This window comes from Planctomycetia bacterium (genome assembly GCA_021413845.1).
Lineage (GTDB): Bacteria > Planctomycetota > Planctomycetia > Pirellulales > PNKZ01 > PNKZ01.
The window spans coordinates 153,217-171,286 of sequence record JAIOPP010000008.1 but is presented as its reverse complement, the minus strand read 5'-3'; the positions used below and the strand labels follow the sequence as shown (position 1 = coordinate 171,286).

Here is an 18,070-nt window from a genome sequence, read left to right as displayed (position 1 = left end):
TGGCTACGGCACGTGGAACGTGCCTGCTACTAAGGCGGGACGTTTACGAAGCGGAGTTCGTTCGTCGTGAGGTCTAAGAGAGCGACCGTGAACTCGCGGGCTCTGTGGAGTGCGCCGGGATTGATGTGGTGCGTCGGGCCGAGGTGCTCGCTGAGTTTGCGGTGTGAGTGGCCGGTGAAGAGATAGTCGGGCGGACCATGATCCGAAGAACCGGCAAGCAAGCGCTTCACTTCGGCCGGGCGGTGGCCGTGGGTCGCGGCGAGGCGGCGGCCGGCGAGTTCCCAATTGCCGCCCCAGCCGAGCGAGGTGGCTCCCACATCGGCGGCTGCTCGTGCGAGCTTGCGGATATCGTCGGCATCGTTGTTGCCGAAGACGATCCAACTCGGCGAACCCGCGAGCAAGCGCACGATCGCCGGCGAGACGAAGTCGCCGCAATGCACCAGCGCCTCGGCTCCGGCGACACGGAGCAGGTCGATCGCCCGCGCGGTGCGCTCGTGGCGATCGTGCGTATCGGAGAGAATTCCTAGGAGCATCTATGACGAACTCTTGCCTTGCTCACGAGCTCCATGAAGTACCCGAAGAATTTCGACACCTCCTTCCACAAGGCGATAGTAGATCACATAGCTACCGAGCGGAAACCGACGAACATCTCGCCGGTGCGGCGTCGTATGCCGTTCACCCAGTTCGGGATGAGTCCCAAGCATCCGAAACAAGTCGTCCAGATCCGCCAATATGCGTCCGGCGGCTATGGGATTGCGAGCAGCGACGTAAAGGCCGATCTCCGTGATTTCAGCGTCGGCGATTCGGCTGATGTCAACGCGCGACACTAGACACTAATCGTTTGCCGGCGCACCGGTCTCGGCGAGGCGTTCGAGAATACGTCGGGTTACGACTGCGGAATCCCACGCCACGGATCCGCGCGACTCGACGTCGTCGATCGCTTCGTCGACCAGTCTAAGCTCTTCGGCTAGGCGAGCGGCCGTGGGACTCTCCGCTGCGGCAACTCGCAAGGAATCTACCGCGCAATTCAACAGCGACTCGCGCGAGGAAAAAACTCCGTCAGCGAGTACTTGATGTATGAATCGTTCGTTCTGCGGGGAAAGATCGGAACTCATACTACGAGCCTAGCAAGAAGGATGTTTTACGTCAAAAAAGCGGCGTCCATTCCAAACTAGCCATCGCTTTGCTTCGCCGATCGATGCCGGCATCGAAAAGCGTTGGGAAGTTGCAACGAGTCGCGGCAGCGGATGCTAGGCATCGGTGCAGAGGTGCGAGTCGCCGAGCGTAGCAGAAGGCGAACGCATTTTCCGTAAGGAAATGAACGCCAAGGCTTTAAGACCTGCCGGCGGCGGGCTGCGCGAACTGCGCCAGGAGGTTCGGCACGAAAAGTGTTCTTAGCACGGTCTCAACGAATCCGACTGCGGACGACATTCCGAACGACTGCGAGCAGGGCCGCACGCAGCGTACGCAGCGAACCCATGATGAGACCGGCCTGTGCGTTCTACATTATTGCAGAACTCCGCGGTAATCACGTCGTGGGTTCGATGGTTGTCCGTCAGTTCGATGTTGGTGGGTTGGTCGCTCATGGTCGGTGCGACGCGAGTCGAAGCGGCCAAACAAGCTGCTCCTTATCGCACCGTGACGACCGAGCACTTCGTTATCCAAAGCACGCAAGACGCGAAGGCTTTGAACGAACTCGGCGCACGTTGTGAAGCGTTGCTCACGGAGCTGCGCACGAAATGGTTCGACGATCAAGCCCTCACGGCATGGCAGCCTAAATGCTTGGTCGTCGTCCACGACACGTTGAGCAGCTACGTGCGCGAAGTGCCGGGCGGAGAGAGAACGCTCGGCAGTTCGTGGATCGAGACGGAGAAAGGCCGGATCGTCACGCGACGGATCGATCTTCGCGGCGACAAAGCCGAATGGTTCGACGGCGCGCTACCGCATGAACTGATTCATGTGCTGCTCGCCGATCGCTTCGGCACGACGCCGCCGGGACGCTGGGCCGAAGAGGGTTGGGCGATTCTCGCCGACCCGACGGAGAAACAATTTCGACACGACGCCGACTTGCGGCGTGCCGTCGCTCGGGGCGAACACTTTCGTCTCGGCGAAATCTTGGAGCTCACGGAATATCCGGGAGCGGAACGAATCACGGCGTTTTACGGACAGAGCGCCTCGATGGTGCGGTTTCTCGCTGAGCGCCGCACGCCGGCCGATTTTGCGGCCTTCTTGAAAGGAGCCGCGTCGCAAGGATACGACGCGGCCCTTCGCGAACACTACGGCCTCGACGGAGTAGCCGATCTCGAACGGCGCTGGCTCGCCGATCTGGAGAGCGATCGATTCGTGACGACGAGTCGCTAGGAAAGATGAGTCGCCAATAAAAAAAGGACGAGCCCCTTCGTGAAGAGGCTCGTCCGGGCGTGCGATCGTCGCGTTGTCGGCGCTGCGGCTTAGTACTCGTTGTGTCCGAGAATCTTGCGATCGGCCCGATTCCACTGCGAGCGCGCATTCAAGCGACGGGGAGCATAGGTGCGATAGGTCGTCGACGGAGCGGTCGATTGCGGCTCTACCGAAAAGGTGCGAGTGCCGGTGCGAGCGTTATCGACGGCCGCCGTAGCGTTGGCCTCGGGCTGAGCCGGAGCGACGTTCACGACCGCCTGTTGCGGTTGCGCTACCGCGACGGGAGCCGGAGCGTAAACGTAACCGCGCGAGTACGTGCGCACGGCGTCGCTGGTGCCGTTGCCCGCTTCGCCGCGGATCTTGCTACCGGCGTCGCGTTGTTGTGCATAACCGGTCGATGCAGCGGCCGCGGCTGCGGCGAAAACAAAACCTGCTAAGAGAAATGCTCTCATGGCTCACCTCGAAGAAAACGAATGGGGTGCGAAAGTGCGTGTCTGGCGCAATAATACTCCCTGTCAGCTTATTTTTTCACAAATTAACGCCTTTTTAACTCTGCCATCCGCCGGCACCCTGCGATCGACCCAACTTCGCTCTCACTTCCGATAGGTAAACGCTTGGGCCGTTGACCGTTGCGCCCGAGGAGCTTAGAGTAAAAAATCCCGCCGATTCCGGGGCGGATAGTCGACGTAGTCTCGCCGGATTCGCGCGCTCTAGGCTCTTATCGATCGCTACGCAAACCATGCTCGCCAAGCGCGTCATTCCTTGTCTCGATGTGGAACGTGGGCGCGTCGTCAAGGGAACGAAGTTTCTCGAGCTCCGGGATGCCGGCGACCCCGTCGCGGTCGCCGCACGCTACGAAGCGGACGGGGCCGATGAGCTCGTATTCCTCGACATCACGGCCAGCCACGAAGGCCGGGCCATCATGCTCGACGTCGTCCGCCGGGTCTCCGAGACGATCTTCATGCCGTTTACCGTCGGCGGCGGCATCCGGACGCTCGACGACGCCACCTGCCTGATCCAAGCCGGGGCCGAGAAGGTGAGCATCAATTCGGCCGCTGTGCGCACTCCGGAGCTGATCTCCGAAGTCAGTCGGAAGTTCGGCAGCTGCGCGACGGTCGTGAATATCGACCCGAAACGGGTCCGGCGCGACGGGCGCGACACTTGGGAAGTGTACATCAACGGCGGACGGGTGCCGACCGGGCTCGACGCCGTCGACTGGGCTCGCCAGGTCGAAAAACTCGGGGCCGGCGAGATCGTGCTGACCTGCATGGATGCCGACGGCACCAAACAAGGGTACGATCTAGAGATGACGCGAGCCGTCAGCGATGCCGTCTCGATTCCGGTCGTCGCCAGCGGCGGGGCGGGAACGCCTGACCACTTGGCCGATGCCGTGCTGTTCGGACATGCCGACGCCGTGCTTGCGGCCGGGATGTTCCATTTCGGCGAATACACGATCGGGGCGGCGAAGCGGGCGATGGCCGCGCGCGGCGTCGCGGTTCGAATTTAGCTTCCGATGTCTTTCCTCACACACTTCTATCGAATCGTCAGTCGCGAGCCCCACTCACTTCCATCGCCGCTCGATTCCCTTCAGACTACGGAGCCTGCCGGATGGCCCTGATCGACGCAGATGCAGAACGATATATCCAGAAACGGGTCGAGCTCGAAGTCGATAAGCTGTTTCGGGCCCTCGTGAAGCTGAAAGGGAGCGATCTTCACATGAAGGTCGGCCGTGCGCCGATCGTGCGCGTCAACGGCGACCTGCGTCCGCTCACGCGCCCGCCGCTCGACGATGAAGAGATGGTGCGGCTGTTGTTCCCGCTGCTCAACGACCGGAACCGGAAGATCTTCAACGACACCGGCGGCGCCGACTTCGCGTACACCGTCGACGTCGACGGCGAGATGTGGCGATTCCGCGTCAACATGCTCACGCAGCTCGGCCACGTCGGGCTCGTGGCGCGGCGCGTGAATCGGTCGATTCCCAATTTCGAAGGCTTGCACCTCCCGCCGGGGATGGTCGATCTCTGCAAGTATCACCAAGGGATGGTGCTCTTGGCCGGCGTAACCGGTTCGGGCAAAAGTACGACGATCGCGAGCATGCTCAATTGGGTGAACCGTAACTACCGCAAACACATTCTCACACTCGAAGACCCGATCGAATTCATCTTCGAAGAAGATAAAAGCATGATCAATCAGCGTGAGATCGGCATGGACGTGATCGACTTTAAGATCGGCATGAAGCACGCGGTGCGCGAAGACCCCGACATCATGCTCGTCGGTGAAATGCGCGACGAAGAGACGTTCCTCACGGCGATCCACGCCGCCGAGACGGGGCACTTGGTGTTCGGCACGATCCACGCTTCGAGCGCCCCTTCGACGATCGGCCGGATCCTCGACTTGTTCCCGCAAACGATGCACTCGTCGCTCCGCAGCGCGATCGCGATGAACATGAAGGCGATCGTGGCGCAGAAGTTGTTGCCGTCGATCAAGGAAGGGGTCGGCCGAGTGCCGACCGTCGAGATCATGACGTTCAACTCGATCGTGCGCAAATTGATTCTCGAAGAGAAAGACGAAAAGCTCCCCGACGCCATTCGCATGTGCGAAAAGGAAGGGATGCAAGACTTCACGATGAGCTTGAAGAACCTCGTCGACACCGATCTGATCGACCGCGCGACGGCGTTCGAAGTCGCTCCGAACGTCGATGCATTGAAGATGGCCCTGAAGGGCATCAACGTCGCCCAACCTGGAATTTTGTAATGTCGCGTATCCTGATTTTACTTCTCGGCATCTCTCTCGCGTGCCTCACGGCGACCGCGCCGACCCCCGCGCACGCTCAGAGCTCGAAGGCCGCTCCGGCAGTCGCCGCGCCTCCGCCCGTCGGCACTTGGCCGATGTGGAGCAACGATAAGGCGCCCGACCAATTTACGTCGGCCAACTTCGCGCGCGGCCCCGGCTCTTACTTCGGCATCCCGAAGCTCGTCTGCACGATCTTGCTGTTCTTCGGCTGGATCCTGACGTGCGACTGGCTCAATCGCGACGCGCAGAAGGTCGAGCAGAATTACCGGCTCTGGAACTCCCTGGCGTTCGGGCCGTTCGCCGTGATGTTTCTGTTGCAGTTCGTCATTCCTTGGTACGCGCTGAGCTTCGTGCTGATGCTCGCGGCGCTCGTTGCGCCGACGGTCGTCTATGTCATGCAGCGAAACAAGCTGCAACAGGCGGAAGACCAAGTCTTCACGCCGGCGCATCTTCGGCTCATCGCCGCGACGTCGCTCCGACGCTTCGGCATCAAGATCAGCGCCACGGGGAAGCAGAAGGGGCTCAACCCGCCGATCACGCTCCTCGCGCGCGGAGCCCCTTCCTCGGAAGAAACGCAAAAGCGCGAGATCGCGCTTCGCCAGTCGCCGGGCCAAGCCCTCATGCGCGATCTGATCCGCCAATCGATCGGCCATCGCGCGAGCGGGATCATGCTCGACTTCACCGCCGAAGCGGTCGCCGTGAAGTTTCTCGTCGACGGCGTTTGGCTCGAAGGGGATGCCCTGCCGCGGCAAGTCGGCGATCCCGTTCTCGCCGCCGTTAAAGTGCTGTGCGGGCTCAAGCCCGAAGACCGTCGGACGCGGCAAACAGGGACGTTCACCGCCGTCGAAGATGCGACGCGACGCAAGATCGCCTGCAAGCTCACGAGCCAGGGAACGCCGACCGGCGAGCGAGCGCTGGTGCAGTTCGAAGACCCTGCGGTTCGCAAGCGGCGCATCGCCGAATACTCGCTGCGCCAAAAAGTAGCCGACGATCTTCTGGGCTTGCTCGGCCGGAAGTCGGGCTTGTTCGTCATCGCCGCGCCGCCGGGAGGCGGGCTCACGAGCCTCGTCACCGCTTGCCTCGCATCCATCGATCGCTACACGCGCAGCATCATGGCGATCGAAGATAAGAACTCGGCCGACGTCGAGGTCGAGAACGTGCAGATCACGCCGTACGACAGCCTCGAACAAGAATCGCCGATGACGAAGATCCCCGGCGTCATTCGGCAATTCCCCGATGTGTTGTTCGTGCCCGAGTTGGTGAACGTCGAGACGGCGACGTTTATCTGCGAAGACGCCGTGTCCGACGATCGGCTCATCCTGACGACGGCCCGGGCACGCGAAGCGGCCGAAGGTTTGTTGCTGCCGGCGATCGCGACCAAGGTGCCGCTGAAGAAATACGCCGCCGCGGTTTCGGGCGCGATCGCTCAGCGTCTCGTCCGTAAACTTTGCGATCAATGCAAAGAGGCGTACCCTCCGCAGCCGCAAATTCTGCAGAAGCTCGGCATTCCGGCCGATAAGGTCGCCGCCTTCTATCGACCGCCGACGCAGCCCCGCCAAGAAGTTTGCAAGGGTTGTGCGGGCCTCGCCTACAACGGCCAGATCGCGATGATCGAGCTGCTCGTCGTCGACGACCTCGTGCGCCAGACGCTGCTCAAAGATCCGAAGGTCGAATCGGTTCGCAACGCCGCGCGTAAGGGAGGGATGAAGACCTTTGAAGACGAAGGGCTGCTCCTCGTCGTGAAGGGGCTCACCTCGGTAGCCGAGTTGTCGCGAGTGTTGAAGGACGGAACGGCCACGCCGGCCGCGGCACCGGCCGCCGCGCCTGCCGGCCCCCCCGCTGCTGCCCCTGCGGCGGCCACGGCGAAGCCCGCGACCGCTGCGAAGCCGGCAGCCGCCGCCGCACAGAAGCCGGCCGCGAAGCCTCCGGCGCCGAAACGGCCGGGATCGTAAAACCGACGCCGCTCGCCTTACCGTTTCTCCGTTCGCCAGATAAACCAGCTCGAACCTCAGCACAACCTTCATCGCCGCCGATCTTATGGTACTCAACGTCATCTTTATCGTGATCGTGTTGTTCATCGTCGGCGGCTTGGCCCGCGATGGGCTCTGGAGCAACACGATCACGCTCTTCAACACGATCCTCTCGGCGATCATCGCGACGTGCTACTTCGAGCCTCTCGCGCAGTTCCTCACCTCGCTCCTGACCTCGGCCGTGCATGTGTGGGATATCATCTCGCTCGGCCTGCTCTTCGCCGGCACCTTCTTGCTGCTGCGCACTCTCACCGGGAAACTGTCGCGCTTTCGCGTCCGCTTTCATCCGCTGATGGAAAACTTCGGCGGCGTCATCGTGGCGTTCTGGATCGGTTGGACGGCCGTTTGCTTCGTCTGCTTCACGCTCCACACGGCCCCCCTGACTCGCAACTTTTTCGACGGCGGTTTCGACGCCGAGCAAAAATTGTTCTTCGGCCTGCAGCCCGACCGCCTCTGGCTCGGGTTCATGCAAAAGCAATCGGACAACGGCGGCCTCGGCCGCAACGCCGTCGACGCGCAAGGGAACGTCACGAGCATGTTCGATCCCAAGAGCGAATTCATGCTGAAATACGCCTCCCGGCGTGCCTGGCTCGACACGCAAGAAAGCCTGCTGGTCAACTAAGCCGGCGGGCGGCGGCGCGGCTCGGCAGCAACCGCGAAAATTCTCTTTTTCTCCCTTATTCTTCGAGCCGCAGCACACCGCGCGGCCCGTTGACCATCGAAACCGGCGGTGTTACTCTTTTCCATTCCTTCCGTAAGGTTCGAGCGGCCGTTTCTACGGCTGCGGCAACGGTAAAACATCCCGGCGAAAATCGTTCCGGGTCGACCAGTTCAGCGTGTTCGGCATCGATCGAGAAAGGCATTTGCTCTCATGGCTTACGAAGTCACTCTCATCACGGGCGACGGCACCGGTCCGGAACTAGCTGAAGCAGCCAAGCGTTGCGTCGACGCGACCGGCGTGAAAATCAATTGGGATCCGCAAGAGGCCGGCGTCGACGTCATGGCCCGCACCGGCACGCCGCTGCCGGAAGCCTGCCTCGAAAGCCTCCGTCGCACCAAGTGCGCGCTCAAGGCCCCGATCACGACTCCCGTCGGCACCGGCTTCCGCAGCATCAACGTCCATCTTCGCCAAGCCTTCGGGCTCTATGCCTGCATTCGCCCCTGCAAGATCTACAAAGGGGTCCGCACCTACTACAGCCAACTGCCGGTCGACTTGGTCATCGTGCGCGAGAACACGGAAGACCTCTACGCCGGAACCGAGTTCGAGAAGGGGAAGCCCGAAACGGCGCAGCTCATCGAGTTCGTCAACGCCCACTCGAAGTCGGGCAAAGTGAAGTCCGGCCTCGAAGAGACCGGCGTCAGCATCAAGCCGATCAGCGTCTCGGGTAGCGAGCGAATCATCAAGTGCGCGTTCGACTACGCCCGTGAAAACGGTCGCAAGAAGGTCACGGCCGTGCATAAGGCCAACATCATGAAGTTCTCCGACGGCCTGTTCCTCGAATGCGGACGCAACGTCGCGAAGCAATATCCCGACATCGAGTTCGAAGACCGCATCGTCGACAACATGTGCATGCAACTCGTGCAAAAGCCGGAACTGTACGACGTGCTCGTCTTGCCGAACCTATACGGCGACGTCCTCTCCGATCTCGCGGCAGGTCTCGTCGGCGGCCTCGGCGTGGCGCCGGGTGCCAACCTCGGCCCCAACGGTGCCGTGTTCGAAGCGACTCACGGCAGCGCTCCGAAATACAAAGGCCTGAACAAGGTCAACCCGACCGCGCTGATTCTCTCGGGCATGCTCATGCTCAAACACCTCGGCGAAACCGACGCTTCGGCTCGGCTCGAGAAGGCCGTGGCCGCGGTCATCGAAGAAGGTAAGCACGTCACGTACGACCTGAAGGACGACCGCAACGACCCGACGGCCGTCGGTACGCGCGAGATGGCCGAAGCGATTTGCAAGAAGCTTTAAAAGCAGGCTCTTCGGGTGAACCCGCCGTTGTTTTCCGCCGCCGGTTTCCGTGAGCTCGTCTCCGGCCGGCGGCGAGGACTCACGGCTTCCGCCGCGCGAGCCGCGCTACGCATCGGCGAAACCGGCTACGCCCTCGCGATGCGCGTCCGCAATTGGCTCTACGACACCGGCCGCGCCGCCTCGCATGCCGTCGCGGTGCCGGTCGTCTGCATCGGCAACCTCACGCTCGGCGGCACCGGCAAGACGCCGCTCGTCGAGTGGATCGCCCGGCGCTTGCGCGAGCGCGACGTGCGGGTCTCGATCGTCAGCCGCGGCTACGGCGTCGAAGCCGGCGCACGCAACGACGAAGCGATCGAGCTCGAAGAAAAACTTCCCGACGTGCCGCACCTGCAAAACGTCGACCGCGTCGAGGGCGCGCGCATGGCGATCGAAGAGTTCGAGAGCCAAGTCGTGCTGCTCGACGACGGTTTCCAACATCGCCGTTTGCGGCGCGATCTCGATGTCGTCCTGATCGATGCCCTCGAGCCGTTCGGCTTCGGCCATGTCTTTCCGCGCGGCTTGCTGCGCGAGCCGCTCGCCGGCCTGAAGCGCGCCGGGGTCGTCGTCTTGTCCCGGGCCGATCTGGTCGAGCCGGCCGAACGGAGCCGCATTCGCGAAGTCGTGCGGCGCTACGAAGCCGGCGCCGCCTGGTGCGAAGTCCGGCATGCGCCTCGCTCGCTGCTCGACTCCGCCGGCGCGGAATCTTCGCTCGAAACGTTGCGCGGGCGGCGCGTGCTCGGCTTTTGCGGCATAGGCAATCCCGAAGGTTTTCGTCGCACGCTCGCCGGCCTCGGCTGCGAGTTGGTCGCTTTTCGCGAGTTCGCCGACCACCACGCCTACGAGCGCGCAGACGTCGACATGCTGGCGCAAGCCGCTCGCGAAGCCCAGGCCGAGATGCTCGTCTGCACGCACAAAGACCTCGTCAAACTTCGGCTCGATCTGCTCGCCGGCAAGCCGCTGAAGGCCGTCGTCGTCGGGGTCGAATTCCTCTCGGGCGAAGCCGACTTGCTCCGCCGTTTGGAGCAACTGCTGCCGGCAGCCGAGAGCTAGCATTTCATTTTCTTTGCGCCGCTCCTACGCGCAGCCGGCCGTTTCCTCTTGGTCGCGACCTTGCCCAGACGCTATCCTGTCGCGACTCTCGAGTGCTCCCGGCACTCACCCGACATGGATTGTCGACCACTTCGCGTCAAGGATGACATGCGATGCCACCTACCGATTTGATTCCTCTCTTCGCCGCACTCGGTCGTCCGCGCGTGCTCGTGCTCGGCGACTTGATTCTCGATCGCTACACCTGGGGCAATGCCGAACGCGTGAGCCAAGAAGCGCCGGTCATTCTCCTTCGCGCCGACGAGCGCGAGGCCCGACTCGGCGGCGCGGCGAATGTTTGCAATATGCTCCGAGGCCTCGAAGCCGAGGTGACGTGCGCGGGCATCGTCGGTCAGGATCTCGACGGGCGCCTCGTGCGCCGCATGTTGCGCGATCTCGGGATCGACGATAGCCTCGTGATGTTCGATGAAGAGCGTCCGACGACCGTGAAGGAACGCTTCATCGGCCGCGCGCAAGGCCGCCACCCGCATCAGATCTTGCGCGTCGATAGCGAGGTCCGCGATCCGCTCCGCGCCGACCTCGCACACGAACTAAGCGACCGCATTCTCGCCGAGCTCGAACGCTTCGACGTCGTATTGATTTCCGACTACGACAAGGGAGTCTGCGCACCGAGGCTGCTCCGTGCCGTGATCGATGCGGCCCGCACGCTCGGCAAGCCGGTGATCGTCGACCCGATTCGCGGGTCCGACTATTCGCGCTACCGCGGCGCCACGACGATGACCCCCAATCGCTCGGAAGCGGCCGGCGCGACCGGAATCGAAATCAAAACCCACGACGACGCGATCCGCGCCGGTTGGAAACTCTGCCGCGAATTGAAACTCGACTTCGGTATCGTCACGCTCGATCGCGACGGCATGGCACTCGTCGCTCCGGAAGGGCGCGGCGAGGTCTACCCGACCCAGGCCCGCGCCGTGTACGACATCACCGGCGCCGGCGACATGGTGCTCGCGATGATCGGCGTTTGCTTCGCCGCCGGAGTTGAACCGGCCGATGCCGTGCGCTTGGCGAACGTCGCCGGCGGGCTCGAAGTCGAAAAGGTCGGCTGCACGCCGATTCCACGTCGCGAAATCATGGCGCGCCTCGCCGCCGATCGAGCCGCGGGCACGGGCAAAGTCGTCGCCCTTCCCATTCTTTCGACGCTCGTGGCCGCGCACCGTGCCGCAGGCCAGAAGATCGTCTTTACGAACGGCTGCTTCGACCTGCTCCACGTCGGGCACGTCACCTACTTGCAAGAGGCGGCTCAGCTCGGCGACATCCTGATCGTCGGCGTCAACAGCGATGCTTCGGTGCGCCGTTTGAAAGGGCCGACCCGGCCGGTGATCGGCGCGATCGATCGCTCGGCCATTCTCGCAGCGCTCGGCTGCGTGGCTTACGTGGTGAATTTCGACGACGATACGCCGCGCGAGCTCATCGCAACGCTTCGGCCCGAGGTGTTGGTCAAAGGGGGAGCTTATAAGCGCGAAGAGATCGTCGGGTACGACATCGTCGAATCGTACGGCGGCCAAGTCTGCATCGCCGGCATGGTCGACGGCATCTCAACAAGCCACATCGTCGAAGCACTCAACCAAACCGCACTGAACCAGCCAACAGGTAGCAAGCCGGCGATCCCGGCCCCCCACTTCCAAGTCGGCCAACCGATCCAAGCCAAAACCTCCTCAGCGCGGCTCCACCAGTAGCTCTCTCCTCCTTTCCTAACCGACCACTGACCACCGACCACTGACCACTGCTCGCTTCCATGCGCCTCGGCATCTTTCTTCCGAACTGGATCGGCGACGTCGTCATGGCGACGCCGACTCTGCGCGCCTTGCGGCGCATGCTCGGGCCGGAAGGCCGGATGGTCGGCGTGATGCGACCTTACGTGGCGCAGGTGCTCGCCGGAACTCCGTGGCTCGACGGCGAGCTGTACTACGACCCGCGCTCGAAGCATGCCGAGCTTCATAGCCGCGCATTGGTTCAAAAGCTGCGGGCCGAGCAGCTCGATGCCGTCGTATTGCTCACGAACTCGTTGCGCACCGGAGTCTTGGCGCGGCTCAGCGGGGCTCGCCGGCGCGTCGGCTATGCGCGCGCCTTGCGCGGTCCGCTGCTCACCGACAAGCTCACCCCTCTCTACGCCGGGCGCACCTGGTACGGCGCACGTCGCTACACGCCGGCGCCGGTGCTCGACTACTATCTCGAGCTCGCCTACGCCCTCGGCTGTCCGCCGGAGTCGCCTCGCTTGGAGCTGGCCGTCTCCCCGGCAGATCGCGCGGCCGCCGAGCGAACTTGGCAAACGCTCGGGCTCCCGCGCGATCGTCCGACGATCGTGTTCAACTCCGGCGGCGCTTACGGTGCCGCGAAGGTTTGGCCGAACGAGTACTTCGCCGAGTTGGCCCGTCGCCTCGTCGCTCGGACCGACGCTTCCGTGCTGATGCTTTGCGGCCCGGCCGAGCGCGAGGTTGCGCGCGATGTCGTGGCGCAAGCCAATCATCCGCGCGTGACGTCTCTGGCCGACGACACCTTAGCCGACCAGCCCCTAAGCATCGGGCTCTCGAAGGCATGCGTCGAGCGTTCGCGCCTTATGGTGACGACCGATAGCGGGCCGCGTCATTTCGCGGCGGCGTTCGGCGTCCCCGTCGTGTCGCTGTTCGGGCCGACGCACATCGAGTGGAGCGAAAACCATCAGGCCGAGGCCGTGCATATCCAGAAGAAGCTCCCTTGCGGACCATGCCAAAGCCGCGTTTGTCCGCTCGGAACGCATCAATGCATGCGAGATCTGAGCGTCGACGAGGTTGAAAAGGCAACGCTCCGCATGCTGGCGAAGTATCCGGCCTCGCAGGTCCACAGTTTGTCAGCGTAGCTACACATGGCGAAAGGTTTCCGCCTTCACTGCCGGCACCGTTCCTGTCTTGTCCCGGATTTCGGAACCCGTGTAGAATCGCCGCCGCTTCGAGGCAAGGAAGCCGCTCGCGACGAATGGCCTGCGCATGAAAATCGGACTTAATATCGAATGGATCGGCGCACGCCGCGGCGGCGCCGAAAAATATGCCGGGTCCGTTGCGCGCGCGCTCATCGAAGCCGGACACGACGTGCATCTGTTTGCCCGCGGTGTCGATGCCGGGGAAGTTTCCGACGCCGCGACGGTGCATGAAGTCGCCGTGCGCGAACTTCCGCTCTGCGGTTGGCTACGCACCTATCGCTTCGCCGCCGCCAGCGAACGCGCACTACTCCAAGAAGATTTCGATCTCATCATCGGCTTCAATAAGACTTGGTATCAAGATATTTATCTCGCGGTCGCGGGCGCGCATCCGGCGGCCGTCGACTATAGCTTGGAACGCTTTCGGCACCCGCTCGTGCGCGCGTTGCACGTCGCGGGCAAAGCGTTGAGCCCGAAACAATGGTTCTTTAAGCGAATCGAAACGAAACAGTTCGGCCCGGACGCGCGCCATGCGACGGTCGTCGCTCCGAGCGAACTAAGCGCCGAGCATTTCCGCCAGTATTACGATCTGCCGGCCGAGCGCATCGCCGTCGTCTACAACGGACTGGAGCCGAGCCGACGCGCATTCGACGGCGCGGCCGGCCGGAAACGATTCCGCCGCGAACAACGACTGGAAACCCACGACGTCGCCCTGCTCTTCACGGCTCGCAACTATGCCCTCAAGGGCCTGGAACCGCTGCTGGAAGCGTTTGCGCAAGTCGCCGGAGATTGTCCGCAAGCGATGCTGATCGTTTGCGGAAGTCGGCGCGACCACGCTTATCAACGCCAAGCGGCGAAGCTCGGCATCGCCGATCGGGTTCGCTTTCTCGGCTTCGTCGACGACGTACAGGCTTGCTTCGCCGGTTGCGATGCGTTCGTCTTCCCGACGTTCTACGATCCTTGCAGCCTCGTGGTGCCCGAGGCGCTCGGCTTCGGCTTGCCGGTGATTACGACACAACAGAACGGCGCGTCGGAATTGCTGACGGAAGGTCGCGATGGTTTCATCGTCGAATCGCCGTGGCAAACCGACGACTTAGCGCAACACATGACTTTGCTCTGCAACGACGATGCGCTGCGCCACCGGATGGCGATCGAAGCCCGCCGAACCGCGGCTCGCTCGACGATGGACGTGCGGATGCGCGAGTTGGTCGCGCTGTTGGAACGCCATCGAGCGACGATGCACGCCACGGCTTTGCAGGGGTCTACGGCGAGTTCGCGAAATCGCAAGCGTGTGGCTTAGCCCGTCGTGACGGCAACAAATCTTTTATTAAACAGTTCATTCGACCTCGTCCTCTGTCCGAAAGATCGTTCTTCATGCGTGCCGTATTGCTTGCCGGTGGAAAAGGGACTCGCTTACAGCCCTTCACCGCGGCGTTTCCGAAGCCGCTCGTTCCGCTCGACGACACGCCGGTGATCGAAGTCCTCGTGCGCCAGTTGCAGCTGTTCGGCGTCACCGACTTGACGGTCGTCACCGGACATTTAGCGGAGCTCATTCGGGCCTTTCTCGGCGATGGCGAACGGTTCGGGCTGAAGATCGATTACTTCCGCGAGACCACTCCGCTCGACACGGCCGGCTGCCTCGGCCTGCTGCCGCGCGTCGACGAGCCTTTCCTGGTGATGAACGGCGACCTGCTCACGACGCTCGACTTCAACCGGCTGGCCGCGTTTCATCGTCGCCGCAAGTCGCTCGCGACGATCGCCACGTATCGGCGCGAGGTGAAGATCGATCTCGGAGTGCTCGAGACCGACGAACAAGGACGCCTGCTCGACTACATCGAAAAGCCGACGCACCGCTTCGACGTCAGCATGGGAATCTACTGTTTCGAGCCGGAAGTGTGCGACTACGTCACGCCCGGCGAACGGCTCTCGATGCCCGAGCTGATTCTGCGCATCAAGCGCGACGGTCGCGACGTGCTGACGTTTCGCGACGATTGCTACTGGCTCGACATCGGCCGGCCCGACGACTATGCCACGGCGTGCGATGAATACCGCCGCGATCCGCTCCGCTTCTATCCGCAGCCTTTGCGAGCGGCGGCTTAAGCGATGCGCGAGCGCGTGCTGATCACGGGAGTCGCGGGGTTCTCCGGCCGGCACCTGGCCGAACGCTTGAGCCGCGACGACGTCACCATCGTCGGTCTCGGCCGCACGATCCCTGCACGTAGCGTTCCGCAGGTCGCTGAATTTCAGGCGTGCGATCTCACCGACGGGGCCGCCCTGCGACGAGCGATCGACGTTATTCGACCCGACGCGGTTTATCACCTGGCAGGCATGACCGCGGCCGCGACGTTCGACGAGCTGCGCGCAGCCAACGTCGACGCGCTCCAGCACTTGATCGAAGCCTTGAAGAGCTTTGCCTCGCGAAACGAAAAGACGATTCGTGTGCTGGTGGTAGGGAGCGCGGCCGAGCTTGGGTCGGCCGGAGCAGCGCGGCTTCCCGTAAGCGAAGATGCTCCCTGCGTGCCCGAGTCGCCGTACGGCCGGACTAAGCTGGAAGCGACACGCGCGGCGCTGGCCGAACCTGCCGCCGGCCCGCTGCAGATCATCGTCGCACGGACGTTTAATCTCGTTGGGCCTGGGCTCGGCAAGAATTTGTCGCTGGGTCGATTTGCGCAACAAATCGGAGCCATCCATCGGGGCGAGCAGGCGCAGATCGAATGCGGCAGTCTTGTCGCGCGGCGCGACTTCGTCGACGTGCGCGATGCGGTCGATGCGTATGTGCGCTTGCTGCGCGAAGGGGTTCCGGGCCGGTTGTATAACGTCTGTAGCGGGCGATCGCACGAGATTCGCGACCTGCTTCACCAGATGATCGAGCTCACCGGAGAGAGCATGCCGATCGTCGAAACTCGCGACCTATCGCGCGCCGGCGACTTGCCGAACGTCTACGGCGACCCGACGAAGACGGCCGTCTGTTGCGGCTGGCGCGCGACAACGCCGATCGAGCAAAGCCTCGCCGATCTTTTAAGCTCGGTGCTGTCGGAAGAGGTCGTCCGGGAGCGCAGCGCCGCCTAAGACTCGCTTGTTTTTTAGTTACTATCTACATTGCAGAATCCTTGCCGCTCCCCAATCATGTTCTGGATCAATCCCGGCTATCGTTCGTTTCTCGCCGCGTCGTCGCTCGATAGCTACGGCGCGATCGCGGCTTGGAACCCGACCGACGACTACGTGCAGAAGCAAGGACGTTCGACGGGGCGCTACCGTGTCGAAGTCGACGGGCGAACGCTGAGCCTGTACGTGAAGAAGCACATGCGTTTGCCGTGGTGGCAGCGGAAGTTTGCGCCGGCGAAAGCGTTTCCCGGGCCGAGCGAATTCGCCAACCTCGAACGGGTCGCGGCGCTCGGCGTGCGCGTGCCCGAAACGGTGTTCGCCGGTGCCGACGGACGAGCGGCTTGCGGCAGCTTGCTGGCGACGCGCGAACTCGTGGGCTACCTTCCGTTGCATCGTTACATTCCCGGCCCGTTGGCGAAGCTGCCCGCCTCGCAACAGCGGCGCAGGAAGCAAGCGCTCGTACGGCGCTTGGTCGACGTGGCTCGGCGGTTGCACGACGAACGGCTGTACCATCGCGATTTTTACCTGTGCCATTTCTATCTTCGCGACGATGCCGATTGCGAAGACGGCTTCGACTTGGTGCTGATCGACTTGGGGCGGCTGCTGCACTCGCGGCTCGCGCGCTGGAAGATCAAAGACCTCGCCGGGCTGCTGTTTTCGAGCGATCCCGCCGGGATTACGCGCACCGATCGGCTACGCTTCTTCAAGCAGTACCTCGGGCTCACGAAGCTCGACGACGAAGCAAAACGGCTCGCGCGGCGCATCGAAACGAAGGCCGATCGCTATCGCCGGCACAACGACGTGCGCCGTGCGGCCTAGGCATGAAACGTTTCTAACGCGCAAGCGCTACTTCGCGCAACACGCGCCCCGTGGCGTTCGACTTGTTGAGGACGTAGAAGTGGATACCCGGCACTCCGGCGGCGACGAGCTCGCGCACTTGGCGGACGGCGAACGCCACGCCGATTTCGAACTGCGCCTCGGCATCGGCACCGCAGCGTTCGAGGTCGGCTCGAAAGTCTTCGGGGAGTTGCGCTCCGCATAGCGCGGTGATGCGCTTGATCTGGGCGAGGTTCGTGACGGGAAGAATGCCAGGCACGAGGGGAATGCGAATGCCGAGCCGCTCGCAACGGTTGCGGAATTCGAAGAAGTCCGAGTTGCGATAGAAGAGCTGCGTCACGACGGCATCGGCTCCGCTATCGACCTTGCGCTTGAGGTTTGCGAGATCGACATCGAGGCTCGGCGCTTCGAGATGCTTTTCCGGATAGCCGGCCACGGCGATGCCGAAATTCGGGAACTCGGCGCGGATCAGAGCGACGAGCTCGTTGGCGTAGCGCAAGCCGCCGACGACTTGGCGAAACTCGGTCTCCCCTTTCGGCGGATCGCCGCGCAGCGCGACGATGTTCGACACGCCGCGCTTCTCGGCTTCGGTAAGATAGTCGCGCAATTGTTCGACCGTGGCGCCGACGCAGGTGAGATGCGAGGCGGTCGCGCCGCGGAAATCGCGACGGACCCGTTCGACGATGTCGAGTGTCTTCGAGCGCGTCGAGCCGCCGGCGCCGTAGGTGCAAGTAACATAGTCGGGCCGGAACGTCATCAACTCCGCGACATGCTCGAACAACTCCGCTTCGGCCGTCTCGCTCTTAGGAGGATAAAGCTCGAAGGAGAGGCCGAATTTTCCGGGACCGTAAGCGTGTCGGAGATTCATCGAAGCGTGCGTGGTTGCGGAGTGAGGCTTGT

Annotated in this window: 18 protein-coding genes; 13 read left to right on the top strand and 5 right to left on the bottom strand. The window is 62.9% G+C overall.

Features of this window, described 5'->3' with window-relative positions; all coding sequences use genetic code 11:
- Window positions 1–29: 29 nt before the first annotated feature.
- The 3 genes from K8U03_02095 to K8U03_02085 are packed head-to-tail and all read right to left on the bottom strand — an operon-like array spanning window position 30 to window position 1,010.
- A complete protein-coding gene (locus tag K8U03_02095; GenBank protein ID MCE9603675.1) occupies window positions 30–533 on the bottom strand; it encodes a YfcE family phosphodiesterase in 504 nt (167 codons plus the stop codon).
- Window positions 534–827 carry a type II toxin-antitoxin system RelE/ParE family toxin gene (locus K8U03_02090; GenBank protein ID MCE9603674.1) on the bottom strand — a complete coding sequence of 98 codons (294 nt, stop codon included), beginning with the start codon at window positions 825–827 and terminating at the stop codon, window positions 534–536.
- A gap of 6 nt (window positions 828–833) precedes the next feature.
- Window positions 834–1,010: a hypothetical protein gene (locus K8U03_02085; protein ID MCE9603673.1), complete on the bottom strand. Its 177-nt coding sequence runs from the start codon at window positions 1,008–1,010 to the stop codon at window positions 834–836.
- A 484-nt stretch (window positions 1,011–1,494) separates the two neighbouring features.
- On the opposite strand from K8U03_02085, the gene K8U03_02080 reads away from it, so the two are divergent.
- Complete coding sequence (locus K8U03_02080; protein ID MCE9603672.1) at window positions 1,495–2,361, top strand: hypothetical protein; 867 nt, start codon at window positions 1,495–1,497, stop codon at window positions 2,359–2,361.
- A gap of 89 nt (window positions 2,362–2,450) precedes the next feature.
- On the opposite strand, the gene K8U03_02075 is transcribed toward K8U03_02080, so the two are convergent.
- Window positions 2,451–2,852, bottom strand: a complete 402-nt coding sequence (locus tag K8U03_02075) for a hypothetical protein (GenBank protein ID MCE9603671.1) — start codon at window positions 2,850–2,852, stop codon at window positions 2,451–2,453.
- 287 nt (window positions 2,853–3,139) lie between these two features.
- Between K8U03_02075 and hisF the strand changes: the two genes are divergently transcribed.
- The 12 genes from hisF to K8U03_02015 all read left to right on the top strand — a co-directional run bounded on the left by hisF (window position 3,140) and on the right by K8U03_02015 (window position 17,152).
- Window positions 3,140–3,907 (top strand): imidazole glycerol phosphate synthase subunit HisF, encoded by a 768-nt coding sequence (hisF, locus tag K8U03_02070; protein ID MCE9603670.1) that lies wholly within the window; start codon window positions 3,140–3,142, stop codon window positions 3,905–3,907.
- A 101-nt stretch (window positions 3,908–4,008) separates the two neighbouring features.
- A complete protein-coding gene (locus K8U03_02065; GenBank protein MCE9603669.1) occupies window positions 4,009–5,154 on the top strand; it encodes a PilT/PilU family type 4a pilus ATPase in 1,146 nt (381 codons plus the stop codon).
- Window positions 5,154–7,145 carry a Flp pilus assembly complex ATPase component TadA gene (tadA, locus tag K8U03_02060; GenBank protein ID MCE9603668.1) on the top strand — a complete coding sequence of 664 codons (1,992 nt, stop codon included), beginning with the start codon at window positions 5,154–5,156 and terminating at the stop codon, window positions 7,143–7,145. Before K8U03_02065 ends, tadA begins: the two co-directional genes overlap by 1 nt.
- Before the next feature lie 85 nt (window positions 7,146–7,230).
- Window positions 7,231–7,845 carry a CvpA family protein gene (locus K8U03_02055; protein MCE9603667.1) on the top strand — a complete coding sequence of 205 codons (615 nt, stop codon included), beginning with the start codon at window positions 7,231–7,233 and terminating at the stop codon, window positions 7,843–7,845.
- 249 nt (window positions 7,846–8,094) lie between these two features.
- The gene (locus K8U03_02050) at window positions 8,095–9,189 is read left to right on the top strand and encodes an isocitrate/isopropylmalate dehydrogenase family protein (protein MCE9603666.1); all 1,095 of its coding nucleotides are present in this window, start codon (window positions 8,095–8,097) and stop codon (window positions 9,187–9,189) included.
- Between the two features lie 138 nt (window positions 9,190–9,327).
- On the top strand, window positions 9,328–10,278 hold the full coding sequence (gene lpxK / locus K8U03_02045) for a tetraacyldisaccharide 4'-kinase (protein ID MCE9603665.1): 951 nt from the start codon (window positions 9,328–9,330) through the stop codon (window positions 10,276–10,278).
- Between the two features lie 152 nt (window positions 10,279–10,430).
- Complete coding sequence (gene rfaE2, locus K8U03_02040; GenBank protein MCE9603664.1) at window positions 10,431–12,011, top strand: D-glycero-beta-D-manno-heptose 1-phosphate adenylyltransferase; 1,581 nt, start codon at window positions 10,431–10,433, stop codon at window positions 12,009–12,011.
- A gap of 59 nt (window positions 12,012–12,070) precedes the next feature.
- Complete coding sequence (gene waaF / locus K8U03_02035) at window positions 12,071–13,171, top strand: lipopolysaccharide heptosyltransferase II (GenBank protein ID MCE9603663.1); 1,101 nt, start codon at window positions 12,071–12,073, stop codon at window positions 13,169–13,171.
- Between the two features lie 127 nt (window positions 13,172–13,298).
- On the top strand, window positions 13,299–14,528 hold the full coding sequence (locus K8U03_02030) for a glycosyltransferase family 4 protein (GenBank protein ID MCE9603662.1): 1,230 nt from the start codon (window positions 13,299–13,301) through the stop codon (window positions 14,526–14,528).
- Between the two features lie 74 nt (window positions 14,529–14,602).
- Window positions 14,603–15,328 carry an NTP transferase domain-containing protein gene (locus K8U03_02025; protein ID MCE9603661.1) on the top strand — a complete coding sequence of 242 codons (726 nt, stop codon included), beginning with the start codon at window positions 14,603–14,605 and terminating at the stop codon, window positions 15,326–15,328.
- A 3-nt stretch (window positions 15,329–15,331) separates the two neighbouring features.
- Window positions 15,332–16,297 carry an NAD-dependent epimerase/dehydratase family protein gene (locus K8U03_02020; GenBank protein ID MCE9603660.1) on the top strand — a complete coding sequence of 322 codons (966 nt, stop codon included), beginning with the start codon at window positions 15,332–15,334 and terminating at the stop codon, window positions 16,295–16,297.
- Between the two features lie 57 nt (window positions 16,298–16,354).
- Window positions 16,355–17,152 carry a hypothetical protein gene (locus tag K8U03_02015; protein ID MCE9603659.1) on the top strand — a complete coding sequence of 266 codons (798 nt, stop codon included), beginning with the start codon at window positions 16,355–16,357 and terminating at the stop codon, window positions 17,150–17,152.
- Between the two features lie 13 nt (window positions 17,153–17,165).
- On the opposite strand, the gene metF is transcribed toward K8U03_02015, so the two are convergent.
- Window positions 17,166–18,038 carry a methylenetetrahydrofolate reductase [NAD(P)H] gene (gene metF, locus K8U03_02010; protein ID MCE9603658.1) on the bottom strand — a complete coding sequence of 291 codons (873 nt, stop codon included), beginning with the start codon at window positions 18,036–18,038 and terminating at the stop codon, window positions 17,166–17,168.
- Between the last annotated feature and the right edge of the window lie 32 nt (window positions 18,039–18,070).

Bases quoted from the DNA above. Each gene is read 5' to 3' on its own strand.
- lpxK (MCE9603665.1), top strand. From the start codon at position 9,328: ATGCGCGTCCGCAATTGGCTCTACGACACCGGCCGCGCCGCCTCGCAT.
- K8U03_02095 (MCE9603675.1), bottom strand. From the start codon at position 533: ATGCTCCTAGGAATTCTCTCCGATACGCACGATCGCCACGAGCGCACC.
- K8U03_02050 (MCE9603666.1), top strand. From the start codon at position 8,095: ATGGCTTACGAAGTCACTCTCATCACGGGCGACGGCACCGGTCCGGAA.
- K8U03_02020 (MCE9603660.1), top strand. From the start codon at position 15,332: ATGCGCGAGCGCGTGCTGATCACGGGAGTCGCGGGGTTCTCCGGCCGG.
- metF (MCE9603658.1), bottom strand. From the start codon at position 18,038: ATGAATCTCCGACACGCTTACGGTCCCGGAAAATTCGGCCTCTCCTTC.
- K8U03_02030 (MCE9603662.1), top strand. From the start codon at position 13,299: ATGAAAATCGGACTTAATATCGAATGGATCGGCGCACGCCGCGGCGGC.
- waaF (MCE9603663.1), top strand. From the start codon at position 12,071: ATGCGCCTCGGCATCTTTCTTCCGAACTGGATCGGCGACGTCGTCATG.
- rfaE2 (MCE9603664.1), top strand. From the start codon at position 10,431: ATGCCACCTACCGATTTGATTCCTCTCTTCGCCGCACTCGGTCGTCCG.
- K8U03_02075 (MCE9603671.1), bottom strand. From the start codon at position 2,852: ATGAGAGCATTTCTCTTAGCAGGTTTTGTTTTCGCCGCAGCCGCGGCC.
- K8U03_02015 (MCE9603659.1), top strand. From the start codon at position 16,355: ATGTTCTGGATCAATCCCGGCTATCGTTCGTTTCTCGCCGCGTCGTCG.
- hisF (MCE9603670.1), top strand. From the start codon at position 3,140: ATGCTCGCCAAGCGCGTCATTCCTTGTCTCGATGTGGAACGTGGGCGC.
- K8U03_02065 (MCE9603669.1), top strand. From the start codon at position 4,009: ATGGCCCTGATCGACGCAGATGCAGAACGATATATCCAGAAACGGGTC.
- K8U03_02025 (MCE9603661.1), top strand. From the start codon at position 14,603: ATGCGTGCCGTATTGCTTGCCGGTGGAAAAGGGACTCGCTTACAGCCC.
- tadA (MCE9603668.1), top strand. From the start codon at position 5,154: ATGTCGCGTATCCTGATTTTACTTCTCGGCATCTCTCTCGCGTGCCTC.
- K8U03_02055 (MCE9603667.1), top strand. From the start codon at position 7,231: ATGGTACTCAACGTCATCTTTATCGTGATCGTGTTGTTCATCGTCGGC.